The sequence below is a fragment of the Bradyrhizobium vignae genome (assembly GCF_004114425.1).
Lineage (GTDB): Bacteria > Pseudomonadota > Alphaproteobacteria > Rhizobiales > Xanthobacteraceae > Bradyrhizobium > Bradyrhizobium vignae.
This window is the reverse complement of record NZ_RDQF01000005.1, coordinates 42,788-62,399: the sequence shown is the minus strand read 5'-3', so window position 1 is coordinate 62,399 and position 19,612 is coordinate 42,788. Positions and strand designations below refer to the sequence as shown.

Annotated in this window: 21 protein-coding genes; 11 read left to right on the top strand and 10 right to left on the bottom strand. The window is 64.4% G+C overall.

Annotated features, from left to right (window positions below; all coding sequences use genetic code 11):
- Positions 1 to 62 precede the first annotated feature (62 nt).
- From EAV90_RS41415 to tyrS, 5 genes are all read right to left on the bottom strand, one after another.
- Positions 63 to 365, bottom strand: coding sequence for a cache domain-containing protein (locus EAV90_RS41415; RefSeq protein WP_347338395.1), 303 nt, complete (start codon positions 363 to 365; stop codon positions 63 to 65).
- Positions 359 to 544, bottom strand: coding sequence for a cache domain-containing protein (locus EAV90_RS41410; protein WP_347338394.1), 186 nt, complete (start codon positions 542 to 544; stop codon positions 359 to 361). Before EAV90_RS41410 ends, EAV90_RS41415 begins: the two co-directional genes overlap by 7 nt.
- A gap of 282 nt (positions 545 to 826) precedes the next feature.
- Positions 827 to 1,231, bottom strand: a complete 405-nt coding sequence (locus tag EAV90_RS05805) for a DoxX family protein (protein WP_122403420.1) — start codon at positions 1,229 to 1,231, stop codon at positions 827 to 829.
- 218 nt (positions 1,232 to 1,449) lie between these two features.
- Complete coding sequence (locus EAV90_RS05800; RefSeq protein WP_122403419.1) at positions 1,450 to 2,697, bottom strand: MFS transporter; 1,248 nt, start codon at positions 2,695 to 2,697, stop codon at positions 1,450 to 1,452.
- 55 nt (positions 2,698 to 2,752) lie between these two features.
- Positions 2,753 to 4,006 (bottom strand): tyrosine--tRNA ligase, encoded by a 1,254-nt coding sequence (gene tyrS / locus EAV90_RS05795; RefSeq protein ID WP_129142845.1) that lies wholly within the window; start codon positions 4,004 to 4,006, stop codon positions 2,753 to 2,755.
- Positions 4,007 to 4,171: 165 nt separating this feature from the next.
- Here tyrS and EAV90_RS05790 point away from each other — a divergent pair, with 165 nt between their 5' ends.
- From EAV90_RS05790 to EAV90_RS05780, 3 genes are all read left to right on the top strand, one after another.
- Positions 4,172 to 5,275: an anhydro-N-acetylmuramic acid kinase gene (locus tag EAV90_RS05790; protein ID WP_122403417.1), complete on the top strand. Its 1,104-nt coding sequence runs from the start codon at positions 4,172 to 4,174 to the stop codon at positions 5,273 to 5,275.
- Positions 5,276 to 5,386: 111 nt separating this feature from the next.
- Positions 5,387 to 6,064, top strand: a complete 678-nt coding sequence (locus tag EAV90_RS05785) for a glutathione S-transferase family protein (RefSeq protein WP_122403416.1) — start codon at positions 5,387 to 5,389, stop codon at positions 6,062 to 6,064.
- Between the two features lie 10 nt (positions 6,065 to 6,074).
- The gene (locus EAV90_RS05780) at positions 6,075 to 6,398 is read left to right on the top strand and encodes a DMT family transporter (protein WP_122403415.1); all 324 of its coding nucleotides are present in this window, start codon (positions 6,075 to 6,077) and stop codon (positions 6,396 to 6,398) included.
- A gap of 9 nt (positions 6,399 to 6,407) precedes the next feature.
- Here EAV90_RS05780 and EAV90_RS05775 read toward each other — a convergent pair whose 3' ends face one another.
- Positions 6,408 to 7,055 (bottom strand): alpha/beta hydrolase, encoded by a 648-nt coding sequence (locus EAV90_RS05775; protein WP_025036034.1) that lies wholly within the window; start codon positions 7,053 to 7,055, stop codon positions 6,408 to 6,410.
- A gap of 339 nt (positions 7,056 to 7,394) precedes the next feature.
- Here EAV90_RS05775 and EAV90_RS05770 point away from each other — a divergent pair, with 339 nt between their 5' ends.
- The 8 genes from EAV90_RS05770 to EAV90_RS05735 all read left to right on the top strand — a co-directional run bounded on the left by EAV90_RS05770 (position 7,395) and on the right by EAV90_RS05735 (position 15,003).
- Positions 7,395 to 8,534 carry a cysteine desulfurase family protein gene (locus tag EAV90_RS05770; RefSeq protein WP_122403414.1) on the top strand — a complete coding sequence of 380 codons (1,140 nt, stop codon included), beginning with the start codon at positions 7,395 to 7,397 and terminating at the stop codon, positions 8,532 to 8,534.
- Between the two features lie 113 nt (positions 8,535 to 8,647).
- On the top strand, positions 8,648 to 10,144 hold the full coding sequence (gene sufB / locus EAV90_RS05765) for a Fe-S cluster assembly protein SufB (protein WP_122403413.1): 1,497 nt from the start codon (positions 8,648 to 8,650) through the stop codon (positions 10,142 to 10,144).
- A gap of 60 nt (positions 10,145 to 10,204) precedes the next feature.
- Positions 10,205 to 10,957, top strand: a complete 753-nt coding sequence (gene sufC, locus EAV90_RS05760; protein ID WP_122403412.1) for a Fe-S cluster assembly ATPase SufC — start codon at positions 10,205 to 10,207, stop codon at positions 10,955 to 10,957.
- An 11-nt stretch (positions 10,958 to 10,968) separates the two neighbouring features.
- Positions 10,969 to 12,273 (top strand): Fe-S cluster assembly protein SufD, encoded by a 1,305-nt coding sequence (sufD, locus tag EAV90_RS05755; protein WP_129142844.1) that lies wholly within the window; start codon positions 10,969 to 10,971, stop codon positions 12,271 to 12,273.
- A complete protein-coding gene (locus tag EAV90_RS05750) occupies positions 12,270 to 13,517 on the top strand; it encodes a cysteine desulfurase (protein ID WP_122403410.1) in 1,248 nt (415 codons plus the stop codon). The genes sufD and EAV90_RS05750 overlap by 4 nt, the downstream gene beginning before the upstream one ends.
- On the top strand, positions 13,514 to 13,885 hold the full coding sequence (locus EAV90_RS05745; RefSeq protein WP_122403409.1) for an SUF system Fe-S cluster assembly protein: 372 nt from the start codon (positions 13,514 to 13,516) through the stop codon (positions 13,883 to 13,885). Before EAV90_RS05750 ends, EAV90_RS05745 begins: the two co-directional genes overlap by 4 nt.
- Positions 13,886 to 13,934: 49 nt before the next feature.
- A complete protein-coding gene (locus EAV90_RS05740) occupies positions 13,935 to 14,336 on the top strand; it encodes a HesB/IscA family protein (protein WP_122403408.1) in 402 nt (133 codons plus the stop codon).
- Between the two features lie 223 nt (positions 14,337 to 14,559).
- Positions 14,560 to 15,003, top strand: a complete 444-nt coding sequence (locus EAV90_RS05735; RefSeq protein ID WP_129142843.1) for a TfoX/Sxy family protein — start codon at positions 14,560 to 14,562, stop codon at positions 15,001 to 15,003.
- 3 nt (positions 15,004 to 15,006) lie between these two features.
- Here EAV90_RS05735 and fabA read toward each other — a convergent pair whose 3' ends face one another.
- From fabA to EAV90_RS05715, 4 genes are all read right to left on the bottom strand, one after another.
- The gene (gene fabA / locus EAV90_RS05730) at positions 15,007 to 15,537 is read right to left on the bottom strand and encodes a bifunctional 3-hydroxydecanoyl-ACP dehydratase/trans-2-decenoyl-ACP isomerase (protein WP_122403406.1); all 531 of its coding nucleotides are present in this window, start codon (positions 15,535 to 15,537) and stop codon (positions 15,007 to 15,009) included.
- A 93-nt stretch (positions 15,538 to 15,630) separates the two neighbouring features.
- A complete protein-coding gene (locus tag EAV90_RS05725) occupies positions 15,631 to 16,698 on the bottom strand; it encodes a GGDEF domain-containing protein (protein WP_122403405.1) in 1,068 nt (355 codons plus the stop codon).
- Positions 16,699 to 16,862: 164 nt separating this feature from the next.
- Positions 16,863 to 18,329: a DEAD/DEAH box helicase gene (locus tag EAV90_RS05720; RefSeq protein WP_122403404.1), complete on the bottom strand. Its 1,467-nt coding sequence runs from the start codon at positions 18,327 to 18,329 to the stop codon at positions 16,863 to 16,865.
- Between the two features lie 298 nt (positions 18,330 to 18,627).
- Entirely contained in the window at positions 18,628 to 19,602 is a 975-nt protein-coding gene (locus EAV90_RS05715; protein ID WP_122403403.1) for a helix-turn-helix transcriptional regulator, read from the bottom strand.
- Positions 19,603 to 19,612: the final 10 nt, after the last annotated feature.

The following is a 19,612-nucleotide window of genomic DNA, read 5'->3' as shown; positions in this document are numbered from 1 at the left end:
AGAACGTGGATGCCCGGGACAAGCCCGGCCTGACGGCGATCGCTTGGAGCGTTGTGTGGCGCCTACGCCGCGCGCACGCCCTTCAGGAACGTTCCGACCTCGCCGGAGAGCTGTTCGGCCTGCTTGGAGAGATTTGAGGCTGCCGCGAGCACCATGCCAAGATCCACCGTCAAGGCGCGCACGTCGGCGTCGATGTCGTCGACATAAAGGCCGTAGCTGATCGTCACGTTCCAGGGCGCGAACTTGCGCGCGAACACGGTTTTGCGGACCGGCTCGGTCCGGCCGGGACGCGGATGGAGATAGGAGGTGACGCCGCCCTGGGCGGTCTCGCTGCCGGCCTTGATGATGGCGTCGGCGATCAGCACGCCGTTGGAATCCTGGCGCCGGTGATCTTGCCTTCGAGCTGTTGATTGGCGCCATTCACGACGAGCGAGCCATCCTGATTGTAGACCACCGGATAGCCCTGGTTGCCGTTGACGTTCAGGCGGCCGCGCTGATGGAACAGGCTCTTGGCCTCGGCCGGCGTCAGCTTGCCCGCGGTCACCTCGTCCTGGAGCGCTTGGGCGTAGTTGTGGAGGAGCTCGACGGCCCATTTGAGGAAGGGAATCGATCTTGGGTCTTGGCAGCTAAATTAGAGATATGGACGGACCTGCAATGACTCGATTCGTTCATCGCATCATCATGTCTCTGCTGCTCGTCGCGGCCCTCGTTCTGATCTGGAACGTGCTGGGGGCGCGCTGAGACGGCACCGCCGGTCTGCCGGTGCCGTCGTCCTTGCAAGCAATGATGGCTGTGTCTGCGCGGCGCGAATGCGCCGCCCCGGCGGCTATTTCTTGCCCATGGCGGCATCGACGCTGACCGGGCCGGCGCCGGCTGCCGAGAGGTACAGGCATGCGAAGCAGAACAGGATCGCGGCGGTGCCGCCGTTGAGCAGCGGCAGGAACACCGGCGTCTCGCCCTTGAACATGTGGCCCATGAAGTAGGCGAAGGCCATTTCACCCGAGAGGATGAAAGCCGCGAGGCGGGTGAACAGGCCGACCATCAGGAGCCCGCCGAGCACAAGCTCGAGCGTGCCGGCCGCGTAGATCAGCGGCGGGATGTTCGCGAAGTAGGGGAGCACCGGGAACTTGAACAGTTTGGCGACGCCATACTGGAACAGCAAGAGGCCGGTGATGAAGCGAAACAGGCTCAGGAGAACCGGTTGAAAGCGAGTGAGATAAGGAAAGTCCATTGGTTTGCCCTCCATCCAATGCTGCGACTTGGACCGTATTCGGTCCTGGCTCGCAAGCCACCCGGGACCAATTCCGCGCTGACATTTTCGTCATGTCCACAAAACACCGCAGCCCCGGCCTTCAGCCTCGCGCGACTCGCATTTTTTGCGCGAGTTCACGCCGTAGCCGTCAGTAGTTCCCCGGTGACGTGAATTCGCGCAGGTTACCTCTGAGAGACCTACTCCCGCAAAGCGGGGACGACCAGGAACGGAATCATGCCCAGCACGACGCTCGCAAGTGCGAAGACGAGCAGGAGATTGTAGCCGTGCGTGGCATCGTGAATCAGGCCGCCGCTCCATGAGCCGAAGGCCGAGCCGAGGCCGCTGCCGATCGAGATCGTGCCGTAGATCGTGCCAACGCGCTTGCCACGAAAAATCTTCATCGCGGTTGCGGTGATCAGCGGCCCGCGGGAGCCCATCATGCTGCCGAAGCAGACGACGAAGCCGGTGAGCAGGACGACGTTGGGATAATGCTGCAGCAGCCAGAGCAGAACGATGCCGAGGATCGAGATCGCGTAGCTGAGCAGCACCGACGGCCGGCGCCCGATCAGGCCGTCGAGCACGGAGACGCCGAGCATGCCGAACACCAGGACGACGCCGGAGAAGCCCCATGCGGTCGCAGCCTGGAGCGGCGGGAAGCCGGCGTCGATCAGATACGCCACGATCTGCGCCGCGATCGAATACATGCCGACCGCGGTGAAGAAGAAGGTCGAGAACAGCGCCCAGAAGGCATGATGACGCATCGCGCTCACAAGCGTCCAGCCGCTGTCGACGAAATCCGGATCGCTCTTCTTGGAGACGTGCGGCGAGCCGGCCGCGAACATGCGCCAGGGCAGCAGCAGCAGCGGCACCAGCAGCGCGAGCGCGGCGAGGCCGTAGACCTGGTAGGTCTCGCGCCAGCCGAGATGATCGATCAGGAGCTGCGAGGCCGGCAGCAAGGCCAGCACGCCGCCGCCCATCGCCGAATAGACCACCGCCATGGCGGTCGGCAGCTTTGGGCCGAACCAGCGGCCGAGCAGGATCGAATTGGGCACATTGCCGATGAAGGCGACGCCGATGCCGACGCAAACGCCGATCGAGAGCTGGAATTGCCAGAGTGCGTGCGCTTGGCCCGCGATCAGGAAGGCGGAGCCAAGCAGGAACAGGCCGAGCGCATACACGATGCTCGGACCGGAATGATCGAACAGGCGGCCGACCAGCGGCGCTGTCAGCCCGCTGATGAGCCACGTCAGTGAGTAGATCGAGACGGCCTGGGCGCGATCCCAGCCAAGATTTTCGGAAATCGGCTTGAGGAAGACGGTGAAGCTCTCGCTTAAGCCGCGGCCAAGAACAGCCAGCGTAAAGCACAACCCGAGCACCACGAGTGCGGTGCGTACCGCATCTCGCTGAGCTGCCCCACCTTGTTCCCTGGGCGTGTTCTGGTCCATTGCCGTCAGGGAGCGCGCTTCGGTGCGCCCTGACAAGCATCAAAAGCTCATACGCCTATGCAGGCCTGATGAGCACGTGCTTCTTCTTGCCGAAGGACAGCTTGATCACGCCTTCCGGCGTCAGATTGCCCGCCGACAGGGCCATCTTCTCGTCGGTAACGGGCGCATCGTTGACGCGCAGGCCGCCGCCCTTGATCTGGCGCCTCGCTTCGCCGTTGGAGGCGACGAGGCCTGCCTTCACGAAAGCGCTGAGCACGCCAAGCCCGGTGTCGAGCTCGCCGCGCGGAATTTCCACCGTCGGCAGGCTCTCGGCGAGCGCGCCTTCCTCGAAGGTGCGGCGTGCGGTCTCCGCAGCTTCGTTCGCGGCGTCGCGGCCGTGCAGCAGCGCCGTTGCCTCGGTCGCGAGCACCTTCTTGGCCTCGTTGATCTCCGAGCCGCCGAGCGCCTCGAGCTTCTTGATCTCGGCGAGCGGCAGTGTCGTGAACAGTTTTAGGAACTTGCCGACATCGGCGTCCTCGGTGTTGCGCCAGTATTGCCAGAAGTCATAGGGCGAGAACTGGTCGGCGTTGAGCCAGACCGCGCCTTGCGCGGTCTTGCCCATCTTGGCGCCCGACGCGGTCGTCAGCAGCGGTGTCGTCAGCGCGAACAGCTGGTGCGTGCCCATGCGGCGGCCGAGATCGACGCCCATGATGATGTTGCCCCACTGATCCGAGCCGCCCATCTGGAGGCGGCAGCCGGTGCGCTTGGCGAGCTCGACGAAGTCGTAGGCCTGGCAGACCATGTAGTTGAACTCGATGAAGCTCATCTCGTGCTCGCGCTCGAGACGCAGCCGAACGGAGTCCATGGTCAGCATGCGGTTGACCGAGAAATGCCGGCCGATGTCGCGCAGCATCTCGATCCAGTTCAGCTTGGTCAGCCACTCCGCATTGTCGAGCATGATGGCGTCGCTCTTGCCCTCGCCATAGCGCAGCACCTTGGCGAACACGCCGCGGATCGATTCCTTGTTGGCCTCGATCTCGGCAATGGTGCGCATCGCGCGCGTCTCGTCCTTGCCGGAGGGATCGCCCACCATGGTGGTGCCGCCGCCCATCAGCGTGATCGGCTTGTTGCCGGACTGCTGCAGCCAGTGCAGCATCATCATGGTCAGGTAATTGCCGATATGCAGCGAGCGGGCGGTGCAATCGTAGCCGACATAGGCGATGGCTTCGCCCTTGGCGGCAAGCGCATCGAGCCCCTCGAAATCGGAGCATTGGTGGATGAATCCACGTTCCTGCAGGGTGTTGAGGAAATCCGATTTAAATGCAGTCATCTGTCGGCGTGCCTGACAATTCTTGGTTTACTGTTTTGGGGGCAATTTAAGGGTCTTGCATGGGAACTCGATTGCTGCCCGCCACTTGGCGCTGTGGCATTATAAGATGTGTCCCTCTGGCACAAGATCGGCATGCCAGGGCGGGTCTCTTGAGGACGCTGATCCATGATGTTGACGACACTCGGTTTGATGAGCGGCACCTCGCTGGATGGGGTGGATGTCGCGCTGATCGAAACCGACGGAAAACATCTGAAGGCGTTCGGGCCATCCGGTTACCGGCCGTACAGCCCGGCCGAGCGCAACCTGCTGCGTCAGGCGCTGAGCGAGGCCGTGCATCTGCAGCAACGCGACGCCCGCCCGGGCATTCTGGCCGAGGCCGAGCGTGCGGTGACGCGGGCCCATGCCGAGGCGGTCGCCGCCTTCCTCGCCCAGAACCGGATGAGGGCGGAGGACATCGACATTGTCGGCTTCCACGGCCAGACCGTGCTGCACCGGCCCGAAAGACGGCTGACGGTGCAGATTGGCGACGCGCCGGCGCTGGTCAGGGCCATCCATATCCCCGTGATGCATGATTTCCGCGCCGCCGATGTCGAGGCCGGCGGGCAGGGCGCGCCGCTCGTGCCGGTCTACCACCGGGCACTGGCACATTCGCTCGAGCGCGAGGGGCCGATCGTCGTGGTCAATATCGGCGGCGTCTCCAACATCACCTATATCGACGGCAACGACACGCTGATCGCCTGCGACACCGGCCCCGGCAACGCGCTGCTCGACGATTTCATGTACCGCACCATGAACAAGGCGTTCGATGCTGAAGGCAAATTCGCAGCACTCGGCAAGGTGGATGAAGCCTGGATCGCCCGGGCGCTGGAGCTGCCGTTCTTCACAAGCCCGCCGCCGAAATCGCTCGACCGCAACGATTTTGCCGTGCTCAAGCTCGGTGAGGTGGCACCGGCCGACGGCGCCGCGACGCTGACCGCGTTCACCGCCGCCGCGATCGCCCGCGTCATCCCGCTCTTGCCGCGCCGGCCGCGGAGCTGGATCGTGTGCGGCGGCGGCGCCCGCAATCTCACCATGCTGCGGATGCTGCGGGAGCGGGTGGGCTCGGCCACAGTCGAGGCCGCCGAGACGCTCGGCTGGGCTTCCGATGCCATCGAGGCGCAGGCCTTCGGCTTCCTCGCGGCGCGTGGCCTGAAAGGCCTGCCACTGTCCTATCCCACGACCACGGGCGTGCCGATGCCGATGACCGGCGGGGTGATCGCCAGACCCTGACCATGACTGCCTGAGGTCACAGGCGGTTGATGCAAATGCATCTATTCTTGACGGCGGGATGCAAACGCATCTATTTTGGATGCAGTTGCATCTAACCGCCGGGATCGCGCCATGACCGCATCACTGAAACTGATCAGCCACAAGCTTTGCCCTTACGTGCAGCGTGCCGTGATCGCGCTGAAGGAAAAGGGGGTGCCGTTCGAGCGGATCGATATCGATCTCGCCAACAAGCCCGACTGGTTTCTCAAGCTCTCGCCGCTCGGCAAGGTGCCGGTGCTGGTGGTGACGACCGACAAGGGCGAGGTCGCGCTCTTCGAGAGCAACGTGATCTGCGAGTACATCGAGGAGACGCAAGGCGGCGTGAGGCTGCATCCGGGGGATGCGCTGCAGCGTGCCGAGCACCGCGCCTGGATGGAGTTCGGCTCGGCGATCCTTGGCGACCTCTGGGGGCTGGAGACGACGACCGATCCGGCGACGTTCGAAAGCAAGCGCCAGGCGCTCGTTGCGAAATTTGCGCGCGTCGAAGCCGCGCTCGGCGCAGGCCCGTTTTTCGCCGGCAATGCGTTCAGTCTGGTCGACGCCGTGTTCGCGCCGATCTTCCGCTACTTCGACCTGTTCGACGAACTGACGGAGCACGGCATCTTCAACGATGTGCCGAAGGTCCGTGCCTGGCGCGCGGAGCTCGCGAAACGCCCGAGCGTGCGCAGCGCGGTCGGCGCGGACTATCCGCAATTGCTGCGGGCCTTCCTCGTCCGCCACGACGCGCATCTGCTCAAGCTCGCGGCCTGAGAGCACGCGGATGTCGCCGTCGATGGCCTGGCTCATGCTCGTGATCGCCGGCGCGCTCGATGTCGGCTGGGCGATCTCGATGAAATATGCGGAAGGCTACACCCGCATCGGCTGGAGCATCGCTTCGCTGGTGTTGCTCGCCGCTTTCGTCTTCCTGCTCGGGCGCGCCTTGAAGGTGCTCGAGGTCGGCATTGCCTATTCGGTGTGGACCGGGATCGGCGCGGCCGGCACCTTTCTGATGGGGGTGGTGCTGTTCGGCGAGACCTTGAGCGCGATGAAGCTTGCAGGCATCGCGCTCGTCTTGATGGGGATCGTCGCTCTCAAGCTGGCTTGAGCTGCAGACTCACCGCACGTTGGCAAGGCGCATGTCGAGATAGGCCGTGATGGTCTCCATCAACGGCTCGAGCTTGGAATCGAAGAAGTGATTGGCGCCAGGAATGATCTGCTGGTCGATCACGATGCCCTTCTGTGTCTTCAGCTTCTCGACCAGGGTGTTGACGTCCTTGGGCGGCACCACCGCATCCTTCTCGCCATGCACGATCAGGCCCGACGACGGGCAGGGTGCGAGGAAGGAGAAGTCGTAGAGATTGGCCGGCGGCGCGATCGAGATGAAGCCCTCGACCTCGGGGCGGCGCATCAAAAGCTGCATGCCGATCCAGGCGCCGAAGGAGAAGCCGGCGACCCAGCAGGCGCGCGCCTCGGGATTGATGGTCTGCGCCCAGTCGAGCGCGGCCGCCGCATCCGACAATTCACCGGTGCCGTGGTCGAACGAGCCCTGGCTGCGGCCGACGCCGCGGAAGTTGAAGCGCAGCACCGAGAAGCCGCGATGCGCGAAGGCGTAGTAGCACTGGTACACGATCTGATGGTTCATCGTGCCGTGGAACTGCGGATGCGGATGCAGGATCATCGCGATCGGCGCGTTCTTCTGCTTGGCCGGGTGGTAGCGGCCTTCGAGACGGCCAGCAGGGCCGGTGAAAATGACTTCGGGCATCGGTGATCTCTTGATTGATTTCCTGGAGAGATGATCCCTAGCAATCAACCGATTGCGGCCTCGTCGGCAGATGCCGACCGAAGCGCGAAGGACGGGTGAGAAGGCGCGCCTTGCGGTGATGCGCTGAGAGCGCGCGGTGACTTGACGGTGCGCGTTCTAACATAGGCTGAGGGTCAAAAAGCAAGCATCTTGAACATCAACCAATGGGCTCAAGGCGTTAGCGTGTCATGAGCGCGTCACGCCGGCCGCTCATTCGGAATTGGGTTGCCAAGTCCGTGCCTGCAGCCCATGTCGGGACGGCGCGAAAGATCTCCGCGACGTGAGGTAATATCCTACTCAATGCGAACCCGGGTCTATCTCGATTGGAATGCGACCACGCCGCTCCGCCCGGAAGCGCGGGCTGCGATTCTGGCTGCCTACGATCTGACCGGCAATCCCTCCTCGGTCCATGCCGAGGGGCGGGAGGCGCGAAGGCTGGTCGAGGAGGCCCGCGCCACGCTGGCAGCTGCGGTCGGCGCGCAGCCGCGCAACGTCGTCTTCACCTCCGCTGGAACCGAGGCCAATGCGCTGGCGCTCTCGCCGGGTTTGCGGGGGCGCTCTGGCGGCCAGGTCGAGCGGCTGCTGGTCTCTGCGGTTGAGCATGTATCGGTGCTGGCCGGCGGCCGATTCCCGGCGGACAAGATCGGCCTGATCCAGGTCACGCGCTCCGGGGTGGTCGACCTCGATCATCTGAAGGCGCAGCTCAAGGACGGCCCGCCAGCCCTGGTCTCGATCATGGCCGCCAACAACGAGACCGGAGCGCTCCAGCCCGTCGCCGAGGCTGCAACGATCGTCCACGAGTCCGGCGGTCTCCTGCACGTCGATGCGATCCAGGCGCTGGGAAAAGTCCCGTTCGATATCAATTTGGTAGGCGCTGACCTTGCGACCTTCTCTGCGCACAAGATCGGCGGCCCCAAGGGGGTTGGCGCATTGGTGATGAGCGAAGGGATAGGCGGCCTGGAGCCGGCATTGCGGGGTGGCGGGCAGGAGCTCAACCGTCGCGCCGGAACCGAGAACGTCGCGGGGATCGCCGGCTTCGGCGCGGCGGTGAAGGCCGCGCTTCAGGCTCTGCCGGAGGATGCGAAGCGCATGACAAACCTCAGAGATCATTTGGAAAATGGCTTGCGCGGAATTGCCGGGGCGACGATCTTTGCGGACGGCGTGGCGCGGTTGCCGAATACCGTGCTTTTCACCGCGCCAGGCCTGAAGGCCGAAACCGCCGTGATCGGCTTCGATCTGGAGGGCATCGCCGTCTCCTCTGGATCCGCCTGTTCCTCAGGCAAAGTCCAGCCATCCCACGTCCTTTCTGCGATGGGCTATGATCCGGCGGTGGCCCAGGGAGCGGTGCGTCTCAGTCTGGGCTGGTCCACGGAACCAGAGCACATCAATAGGGCGTTAGAGGCTTGGCGAAAGCTTGGTAATACCCTACTTAAGGGCTAAGCGACGAAACACGGCTTGAACGGTTCTAAGCCCGTGCTTTCCGCTGAGAAATATCGTAATACTCGTCCGAGTTTGATCCACCGCGGTCCTTGAAACCGCGAGCGGAGGATGGAATGCCAGCCGTACAAGAGACGGTCGAGCGCGTGAAGCGCATCGACGTCGACCAGTATCGTTATGGGTTTGAGACCCTGATCGACTCCGAGAAGGCCCCCAAGGGGCTGTCGGAAGAGATCGTAAAATTCATCTCGCAGAAAAAGAACGAACCCGCCTGGATGCTCCAGTGGCGGCTGGAAGCCTATCGGCGCTGGCTGACCATGACCGAGCCGACCTGGGCCCGCGTCGAATATCCCAAGATCGACTTCCAGGACATCCACTATTATGCGGCACCGAAACCGAAGAAGACGGTCACCTCGCTCGACGAGATCGATCCGGAGATCCTGAAGACCTACGAGAAGCTCGGCATTCCCCTGCGGGAAGTCGCGATGCTCGAGGGTATCGAGCCCAAGGTGGGCGAGCAGGATCCGGCGCAGCGCAAGATCGCGGTCGATGCCGTCTTCGATTCGGTCTCGGTTGCGACCACCTTCAAGGCCGAGCTGAAGAAGGCCGGCGTGATCTTCATGCCGATCTCGGAGGCGATCCGCGAGCACCCGGAACTGGTGCAGAAATATCTCGGCTCGGTTGTCCCGACCTCCGACAATTTCTACGCGACCTTGAATTCGGCGGTTTTCTCCGACGGCTCGTTCGTCTACGTGCCGCCGGGGGTGCGCTGCCCGATGGAGCTGTCGACCTATTTCCGCATCAACGAGCGCAATACCGGCCAGTTCGAGCGCACGCTGATCATCGCCGACAAGGGCTCCTACGTCTCCTATCTCGAAGGCTGCACCGCGCCGCAGCGCGACGAGAACCAGCTGCACGCCGCCGTGGTCGAGCTCGTCGCGCTCGACGATGCCGAGATCAAATATTCGACGGTGCAGAACTGGTACCCCGGCAATTCGGAAGGCAAGGGCGGCATCTACAATTTCGTCACCAAGCGTGGCGACTGCCGCGGCGCCCATTCGAAGATCTCGTGGACCCAGGTCGAAACGGGATCTGCGATCACCTGGAAATATCCGAGCTGCATCCTGCGCGGCGACAACTCCCGCGGCGAGTTCTACTCGATCGCGATCTCGAACGGATTCCAGCAGGTCGATTCCGGCACCAAGATGATCCATCTCGGCAAGAACACGTCGAGCCGCATCATCTCCAAGGGCATCGCCGCCGGCAAGTCGCAGAACACCTATCGCGGTCTCGTCACCGCGCATCGCAAGGCGACCGGCGCGCGCAACTTCACCGCCTGCGACTCGCTGCTGATCGGCGACAAATGCGGCGCGCACACCGTGCCCTACATCGAGGCCAAGAACTCCTCGGCGACGTTCGAGCACGAGGCGACGACCTCCAAGATCTCCGAGGACGTGCTGTTCTACTGCATCCAGCGCGGGCTCAGCCAGGAAGAAGCGGTCGGCCTCGTCGTCAACGGCTTCGTCAAGGACGTGCTGCAGCAACTGCCGATGGAGTTCGCGGTGGAAGCGCAGAAGCTGATCTCGATCTCGCTCGAGGGATCGGTCGGCTGATCGCCGACCCCAGCGGTGCGCACCTTGCGCTCCAACATCAATTGATAGACTGGATACAAGATGGCTTTGCTTGAAGTGAAAGACCTCAAGGTTCGTGTCGAGGAACGTGAGATCCTCCATGGGCTGTCGCTGACCGTGAACGAGGGCGAGGTGCACGCGATCATGGGGCCGAACGGCTCCGGCAAGTCGACGCTCTCGCATGTCATCGCCGGCAAGCCCGGCTACGAGGTCACCGACGGCCAGATCCTGTTCAAGGGCGAGGACCTGCTGGAGATGGAGCCGGACGAGCGCGCTGCCAAGGGCGTGTTCCTGGCGTTCCAGTATCCGGTCGAGATTCCCGGCGTTGCCACCATGACGTTCCTGCGCACCGCGCTGAACGCGCAGCGCAAGGCGCGCGGCGAGAGCGAATATTCGACTCCGGATTTCCTGAAGAAGGTCCGCGAGGTCTCGAAGTCGCTGAACATCCCCCAGGACATGCTCAAGCGCGGCGTCAATGTCGGCTTCTCCGGCGGTGAGAAGAAGCGCAACGAGGTGCTGCAGATGGCGCTGTTCGAGCCGAGCCTGTGCATCCTCGACGAGATGGATTCCGGCCTCGACATCGATGCGCTGCGCATTGCGGCCGACGGCGTCAACGCGCTGCGCTCGCCGGGGCGCGCGATGGTCGTCATCACCCACTATCAGCGGCTGCTCAACTACATCGTGCCCGATTTCGTGCACGTGATGTCGAAGGGCCGCGTCGTGAAGAGCGGCGGCAAGGACCTGGCGCTCGAGCTGGAAGCTTCCGGCTACACCCAGTTCGAGGACGCCGCGTAAGGAATTTTGCGATGAACGTTGCTGTGGCAAAGACCGGGAACGGCCGCGCGGTGAGTGATCTCTTCGCCAGCGCCGAAGGCCGCTTGCCGGGTTCGCCTGACGTGATCGCGGCGCGCCGCGAGGCGTTCGAGAGCTATGAGCGTCTCGGCCTGCCGCACCGCCGGATCGAGGAATGGAAATACACGGATCTGCGCGCGCTGGTCGGTGAGGTGTTGCCGCTGGCGGCCGCGCCCGATGCGGCTGCGCTGAAGCGCGCCGCGGACGCCGTCAAGGCGCAGGCAATCGCAGGCGCCTGCAAGCTGGTGCTGGTCGACGGCGTGTTCGCGGCCGATCTGTCCGATGTGAAGGCGCTGGCCTCTGAAGTAACCCTCAAAGCTCTGCGGGAGATGCTGGACAAGGATGCCGGTCTCCTCAAGACCGCGTCCACCGATGCCGTGATCGCGCTCAACGCGGCGCTGGCGACCGACGGCGTGGTGCTCTCGATTGCCGATGGTGCGCAGCTCTCTGCGCCGGTCCAGATCATCCATGTCGCAACTGCCGCTTCGGCGTCGGCCTTCACGCGCTCGCGGGTGGCCGTCGGGAAGGGCGCCCGCGCCACCATCATCGAAAGCTTCGTCGCGGCCGGCGCCAAGGCCTACCAGGTCAACGACGCCGTCATCGTCCAGATCGGCGACGACGCCGACGTCGCCCATATCCGCCTGATGGATGATGCGCCTGATGCGGTGAACGTCACCTCGCAGTTCGTCACCGTCGGCGCCAACACCAAGCTGAACTTCTTCAACATGACCACCGGCGCGGCGGTCAGCCGGCTGCAGGGCTTCATTACGTTCTCGGGCGAGGGCAGCGAGCTCGCGGTCAACGGCGTGAACCTCCTGAAGAAGACCGAGCATGGCGACACCACGTTGGTGGTCGACCATGCCGTGCCGAACTGCGTCAGCCGCGAGACGTTCCGTGCGGTGATCGACGATCGCGCCCATTCGGTGTTCCAGGGCCGCATCATCGTCCGTCCCGACGCGCAGAAGACCGACGGCAAGATGATGACCCGTGCGCTGCTGCTCTCGGACGAAGCCGAGGCCGACAACAAGCCCGAGCTGGAGATTTTTGCCGACGACGTCTCCTGCGGCCACGGCGCCACCGCCGGCGCGCTGGATGACAGCCTGCTGTTCTATCTGAAGGCGCGCGGCCTGCCCGAGAAGCAGGCCCAGGCGCTGCTGATCCAGGCCTTCGTGGGCGAGGCGATCGAGCAGATCGCAGATGACGGTTTGCGCGAGCACGTGATCGGCATCGCCGAGCGCTGGCTGGAGCAGCGGTCATGAGCACGCATCCGGCCGTCAAGAACGGCGCCTATGACGTCGCGCGCGTGCGCCAGGACTTTCCGGCGCTCGCCATGCAGGTCTACGGCAAGAAGCTGGTCTACCTCGACAACGCGGCTTCGGCGCAGAAGCCGCAGTCGGTGCTTGACCGCATGACGCAGGCCTATACGAGCGAATACGCCAACGTGCATCGCGGCCTGCACTACCTCGCCAATGCGGCGACGGAGGCCTACGAGGGCGCGCGGACAAAGGTCGCGCAGTTCGTCAACGCCCGCCGTACCGAGGAAATCATCTTCACCCGCAACGTCACCGAGGCCATCAACCTCGTGGCGTCGTCCTGGGGCGAGCCGAACATCAAGCAGGGCGACGAGATCGTCCTCTCGATCATGGAGCACCATTCCAACATCGTGCCCTGGCACTTCCTCAGGGAACGTCATGGCGCGGTGATCAAATGGGCGCCCGTCGATGACGACGGCAATTTCCTGATCGACGAGTTCGAGAAGCTACTGACGCCCAAGACCAAGCTTGTCGCCATCACCCAGATGTCGAACGCGCTCGGAACGTTCGTTCCGATCAAGGAGGTGGTGCGGCTGGCCCATGATCGCGGCATTCCGGTGCTGGTCGACGGTGCGCAAGGCGCGGTGCATCTGCCCATCGACGTGCAGGACCTCGACTGCGATTTCTACGCGTTCACCGGCCACAAGATCTATGGCCCGACCGGCATCGGCGCGCTCTATGCCAAGCATGAGCACCTTGTCGCGATGCGGCCCTTCAACGGCGGCGGCGAGATGATCCGCGAGGTTGCGAAGGACTGGGTCACCTATGGCGATCCGCCGCACAAGTTCGAAGCCGGCACCCCGCCTATCGTGGAAGCGATCGGCCTTGGCGCTGCCATCGACTACGTCAACTCGATCGGCAAGGAGCGCATCGCCGCCCATGAGCAAGATCTCACCACCTATGCCCAGGAGCGCTTGCGCGAGATCAACTCGCTGCGGCTGATCGGCACGGCGCGCGGCAAGGGCCCGGTGATCTCCTTCGAGCTCAAGGGCGCACACGCCCATGACGTCGCCACCGTGATTGACCGCCAGGGCATTGCGGTACGCGCCGGCACCCATTGCGTGATGCCGCTTTTAGAGCGGTTCAACGTGACGGCCACCTGCCGGGCCTCGTTCGGCATGTATAATACGCGGGAAGAAGTCGATCATCTGGCACAGGCGCTGCTGAAGGCGCGGGATTTGTTCGCATGACTGACACGGCCGAAGTCAAAGCCAATCCGATGGAGACCCAGTCGGCACTGCCGCCTGAGGAGACCGAGCGTCTCACGACCGAGATCATCGCCGGGCTCAAGACCGTGTTCGACCCGGAGATCCCCGCCGACATCTACGAGCTCGGCCTGATATATAAGGTCGAGATCAAGGACGATCGTTCGGTCGACGTGCTGATGACGCTGACGACGCCGAACTGCCCGGCCGCCGGCGAGCTGCCGACCATGGTCGAGAACGCGGTCGCCAGCGTTCCCGGCGTCGGCGTGGTCAACGTCAAGGTCGTCTGGGAGCCGCCGTGGTCGCCGGAACGCATGAGCGACGAGGCGCGCCTCGTGCTCAACATGTGGTAACGGTGTCAGCCCGCATTGAATTCGCTCCTCAACGGACCACATAGATAACATGACCCAGGCGACACCAGCATCCTCCACTCCGAAGCCGCGGCGGCCGCGCCCGCAGGTGATGCGGCTGACGGACGCTGCTGCCCGGCGCATCACCGAGCTGACCCAACGGGCGGATTCGGAGATCGTGGGCCTGCGCGTGGGGGTAAAGAATGGCGGCTGCGCCGGCCAGTCCTACACGGTCGAATACGCCCACGAGATCCGCCCGACCGACGAGGTCGTCGAGGACAAGGGCGTCAAGATCCTGGTAGATCCCAAGGCCGTGCTGTTCCTGCTCGGCACCGAAATGGACTACAAGGCCGACAAGATGCAGGCCCAGTTCGTCTTCAACAATCCCAACCAGGTCTCCGCCTGCGGCTGCGGCGAGTCGGTCGAGCTGCGGCCGGCCAAGATCGACGGGTAGCGCCTTCTCAGTACTCTCGCGTCCCGGACGCGCTGCAGCGCCATAGCCGTCGAAGACGCGCGTAAACGCGCTTATGGCGCTGCTGCGCAGAGCCGGGACCCACGCTATAGTCGTCGGTGCAGAAGACTGGGCCCCGGCTCATCAGCGCCATAGCGAGTCGAAGGCGCGCGGGAGCGCGCTTTTGTCACGCTGCGCCGCGTCCGGGGCACGAGAGAGCGTGCCCATGGACCGCGAATTCCTGATCGATCTGTTCGCCGATTTCGGCCCCGTCACGATTCGCAAGATGTTCTCCGGCTACGGCATCTCCGCTGACGGCGTCAATTTCGCGCTGTCGCTGCGTGCCGGCCTGTTCTTCCGTGCGGACGAGACGACCATTCCGGACTTCGAGGCCGAGGGCTCAAAGCCATTCCAGTACGCGACCCGCGCCAAGACCGTGCTGGTCAACTCCTACTGGGAGCTGCCCGCGCGCCTGTTCGATGATTCTGCAGAGCTTGCCCAGTGGGCGAGGGCGGCACTCGCCGCGGCTCAGCGCGCCAAGGTGAAGAAGCGGCCGAAGGCGAACAAGGCGGCGAGCAAACCCGCGAAGAAGGCTGTCAAGCCTGCGAAAGCGTCGAGAACGGTGACCAGGAAGAGTTCGCTTCGAAAGCGTGCCAAGCGAAAGGCCTGACGATCAATCCACGGCCTTGGTCAGGCCGACCCTCATGTCCTTGGCCGTGAAGACGCAGCTGCCGTCGGCAAGCACGCGGCCGTCGGCAATTCCGAGCACCAGCTTGCCGCGCCGGACCATGCGCATTGCAACCTCGTAACGCACGCGTTTTGTGTCGGGTGTAATGGTCCCCGTGCACTCGACTTCCCCGACGCCGATGGCGCGGCCCTTGCCCGGAGAGCCCGACCAGCCGAGCCAGTAGCCGATCATCTGCCACATGGCGTCGAGCCCCAGGGAGGCCGGCATCATCGGGTCGCCGTGATAATGGCAATCGAAGAACCAGTGGCTCGGTGTGATGTCCAACTCGCCGACGACATGGCCCTTGCCGAACTCGCCGCCGTCCAGGCTGATCTCCGTGATGCGGTCCATCATCAGCATCGGCGGTGCCGGCAGCTGCGCATTGCCCGGGCCGAAATAGCCGCCCTCGCTCGATCTCAGCAGCTCGTCCCTGGTGTAGGACGGTTGCGGCGTATGGAAATCGTGAGGATTGGGCAAGGTGATGGGTCCTCGATGCCCGCGTCAGGCGCCGCGGCGGCGAGGAAGATGTCGGTCCGCAAGCGGGAATGTCAAGCGCGGACGGCGGCCGTCTCACGCCACCCGGCTGCGCGTCTCGACCGCGTATTCGGGATCGGCTTCGCAAATCACGCGGTTGCGGCCGTTGCGCTTGGCGGCGTAGAGGCAGGCATCGGCACGCTCGATCAGCGCGTCCGTGTCGTCGCCCTCCTTGAGCATGGAGACGCCGACGGAGATGGTGACGCGGCCGAGAATCTCGCCGGTCGATTTCTTCTTCAGTTCCTTCGCCATCACGGCGCGGCGGATGTGGTCGGCCACGGTGAGCGCCTGGCGCAGCGCGGTGTTGGGCAGCACGACCGCGAATTCCTCGCCGCCGTAACGCGCCGTAATGTCCTGGCCCTTGATGGTCTGCTTCAGCGAGAGGCCGACGAGCCGCAGCACCTGGTCACCGGTGAGATGGCCGTAGGAATCGTTGAACGACTTGAAGTGATCGATGTCGAACAGCAGCAGCGACAGCGGCTCGCCCGAGGCGAGCGCGCTCTGCACGGCCATGCCGATCATGCGGTCGAAATATTTGCGGTTGCCGAGGCCGGTGAGCGGATCGGTCAGGCTCTCGGCGCGGATCGCTTCCAGGCTCTGCTGGAGATTGCTGATCTCGTTCTTCGACAGCGTCAGCCGGTCTTCCAGCGCCTTGTTGGTCTGACGCATCTCGCTGGTCGAGCGCAGCAGCGCTTCGACGATACCCTTGATCTGGTCGCGACTCTTGGCCGACGACAGCTTGTCGGTCGCGCCCGACAGGCTGGCATCGTAGGCGCCGGTCATGCCGAGCGCCTCGCCCAAGACCTTCATCACGTCGTCGATCTCGCCGATGACGCGCGCGCCGACCTTGTCGATGCGATCGGTGGTCTTGATGTGGGAGAGATAGGTCTCGTAGATCTGCTCGAGATCGGCTTCGGTCAGCTTGCCGCTGCGCGCCAGCGTCTCGTTGATGATCTTGTTGAGCGGCGCGTTGTAGCCGGTGGCGTAGACGTACCAGATCTCATAGTTGCGGGGAATTGCCGTCTGCCGAAGCGATCGGATCTGACCGAGCGCCACCTCGGCGAACGCCATCGTGCGTTCGTGTTCGTCGAGCACCTTGATCACAGAACATACCCCACAACGGTCGGCGCGCCATCGACCGCAGCAATGCTTAAATTAATTATCTTCGTAGGCTAACGGACGATCGTGAACGCCCCGTAAATATACGTCCACGAAACCTCTAAAAACGTGTATTTCGATTTTCTGCAACCGAAAGCGGGAAGCGCACTTCAGGCGCCGGCAGGGGAGCGAACCGGCCGCAGCAGAAACGCCGGCAGATGCGAGTGATCGCCCGGCTCGGTGTCGATCTCGCGCTGGCGGCGCGGCTCGGGACGGCCGATCGAGGGCACATGGGAGGTGTTGGCCTGCTGGCGCGCATCGTGCCGCGGCTCCGCCCGGCGCTTGTCGTCGGACCGATGCCTTGCCGCGGCGGGCTGTCTTGCCTCGCGCGGCTCGTGGCTGCGCTCGCGGTCGTGGCCGCGTTGCGGCTTGCCGCGTCCGCCGCGTGAACGTTCGCGACCGCGCTGCTCGCGCGGACGCTCGCCGGCATCGGCGGCCTCGGCTGGGACTTCGTAATCGCCTTCGGCGCGCGGAATGCTCTGGCCGATCAGCTTTTCGATCGCCGCCATCGACTTCTGGTCGAGCGGTGTCACGATCGAGATCGCGGTGCCGGTTCGCCCGGCGCGGCCGGTGCGGCCGATGCGGTGGACGTAATCGTCGGCGTGATGGGGAACGTCGAAATTGAAGACGTGGCTGACCTCGGGAATGTCGAGGCCGCGGGCGGCGACGTCGGAGGCGACGAGCAGCGGCAGCTCACCCTTGCGGAACTGGTCGAGCGCGGCCATGCGGGCGGGCTGGTCCATGTCGCCATGCAGCGCCCCGACGCTGAAGCCGTGCTTCTGAAGCGATTTGTGGACGATCGCCACCTCGCGCTTGCGATTGCAGAAGATGATCGCGTTCTTGAGGTCCTTGGCCTCGCGTAGCAGGCGGCGAAGCAGCTCGCGCTTCTCGTGCGCCTCGCGTCCGGCGGGCACCTGGGCCTGCGTGACTGTCACGGCGGTGGTGGCGGGCCGGGAGACCTCGACCTTCTGCGGATTGTGCAGGAAGGCTTCGGTGATGCGCCGGATTTCCGGCGGCATGGTCGCGGTGAAGAACAGGGTCTGCCGCGTGAACGGGACGAGCTTGCAGATGCGTTCGATGTCGGGAATGAAGCCCATGTCCAGCATGCGGTCGGCCTCGTCGATGACGAGCAGCTCGACGCCGGTGAGCAGAAGGCCGCCGCGTTCGGTATGGTCGAGCAGGCGGCCGGGGGTTGCGATCAGCACGTCGACGCCGCGCATCAGCTTGGCATCCTGGTCACCGAAGGAGACGCCGCCGATCAGGAGGGCGACGTTGAGTTTCTGGCCGGCGCCGTAGCGGTCGAAGTTTTCCTTCACCTGGGCCGCGAGCTCGCGGGTCGGCTCGAGGATCAGCGTGCGCGGCATGCGCGCCCGGGCTCTGCCCTTTTCGAGGATGGTGAGCATCGGCAGCACGAAGGCCGCGGTCTTGCCGGTGCCGGTCTGGGCGATGCCGAGCACGTCCTTGCGTGCGAGCACGTGGGGGATCGCCTGTTCCTGAATGGGGGTGGGGGTGGTGTAACCGGTGGCCGCCACTGCGGCGAGGACTTTTTCGGACAGTCCGAGATGAGAAAAGGACATTGAGCCTCTGGTCGAAACCGCCGTTCGGAATCGAGGGTAATAAGGCTGTCGCGTTCCACCCCGAAACGGCGCGCTCTCAAAGAAGCTGGGGGTGCTGACTCACGCGGACAAAGCGCAAGGCCCAGGAATCGCTCTTCGATCTGAGCCGCGTCGCCCCGGAACATAGGGAGGAATTGGCCAAAGTCAATGGAGCGGACGCGGGAAGGCCCTAAAAAACCTGAGGTTTTTGCCCAAATTGCGGGCGCGGCTTGGGTTTTCCGCTCCTCCAGCGGTCCGGCCGGAACCGCCAAGACGAGGGTTAATGCCCGTCCGAAGCCTTGGCCCGGAAGTCGCCGGGAGCCATGCCATAGGCGGCGTTGAACACCCGGTAATAGGTCGCCAGGCTCTCGAAGCCGCAGGCGCTCGCGATGTCGGCGATCAGCCGTTCCGGCGTGTCGCGCAGCAGGCGGCGGCTCTGTTTCAGACGCTCGTCGGTCACGGTCTGCGAGAAGCTCTTCTCCGCCGTCTCGAACAGCATGTGGAGATGACGCACGGAGATGCCGAGCAGGTCGGCCACCATGGTCGGCGCGAGATGAGGGTCTTGCAGACGGCGTGCGATCAGCCGCCGGGCCTGTGAGAGGCGGGCGGTCCGCAGCGCGGCCTGTCCGCGCCGGCTGCCGGGCCGCACGATGCCGCGTTCGATCAGCGCCAGATGGGCCAAAGCTTGAACCAAGGAGGTCTGGACCACGGAGGCCGCATCGGCGGCGGCATCATCCGCGCCGGCCTCGCCGAGATCGGCAAGGCAGGTAGCGAGCAGGGGCGCCAGGGCTGCATCGTTGAAGGTGCGGGGCGACAGCTCGCGCATGCGCTTGTCCTGCGCCGGGATGCTGCTCATCGGGATCTTCAGGATCCGGAGATGGAAGCCGCCGGCGCCCAGCGGCGCGGTGCGGTAGGGCAGGTCGGTATGGCTGGTGGCGAAGCTGCCGCTCGCGATCGAAAAGTCGCTTGTGCGCATGCCGCCGAACCAGCCGCCACTGCCGAGCTGCTGGTAGACGCAAATCGCGTCACCCGGGGCGTTGGCGATGTCGGACGCACTGCGCTCGACCGCGTAGGGCGAAGCCTTCAGCTCGACGAGGCCGGCGCCGCCAAGCTGGCGCAGCGAGAATTCGCCGAAGAAGTCCGCGCGCCGTTCGGGTTCGAGCTCGGCGGTGACGCCGAACAGGCCCTTGGCGCGCACCTCGCGCCAATAGTCGAAGCGGTCCTGCGGCTCCACCTCGTTCGTACACCAATACACGGAAGACTCC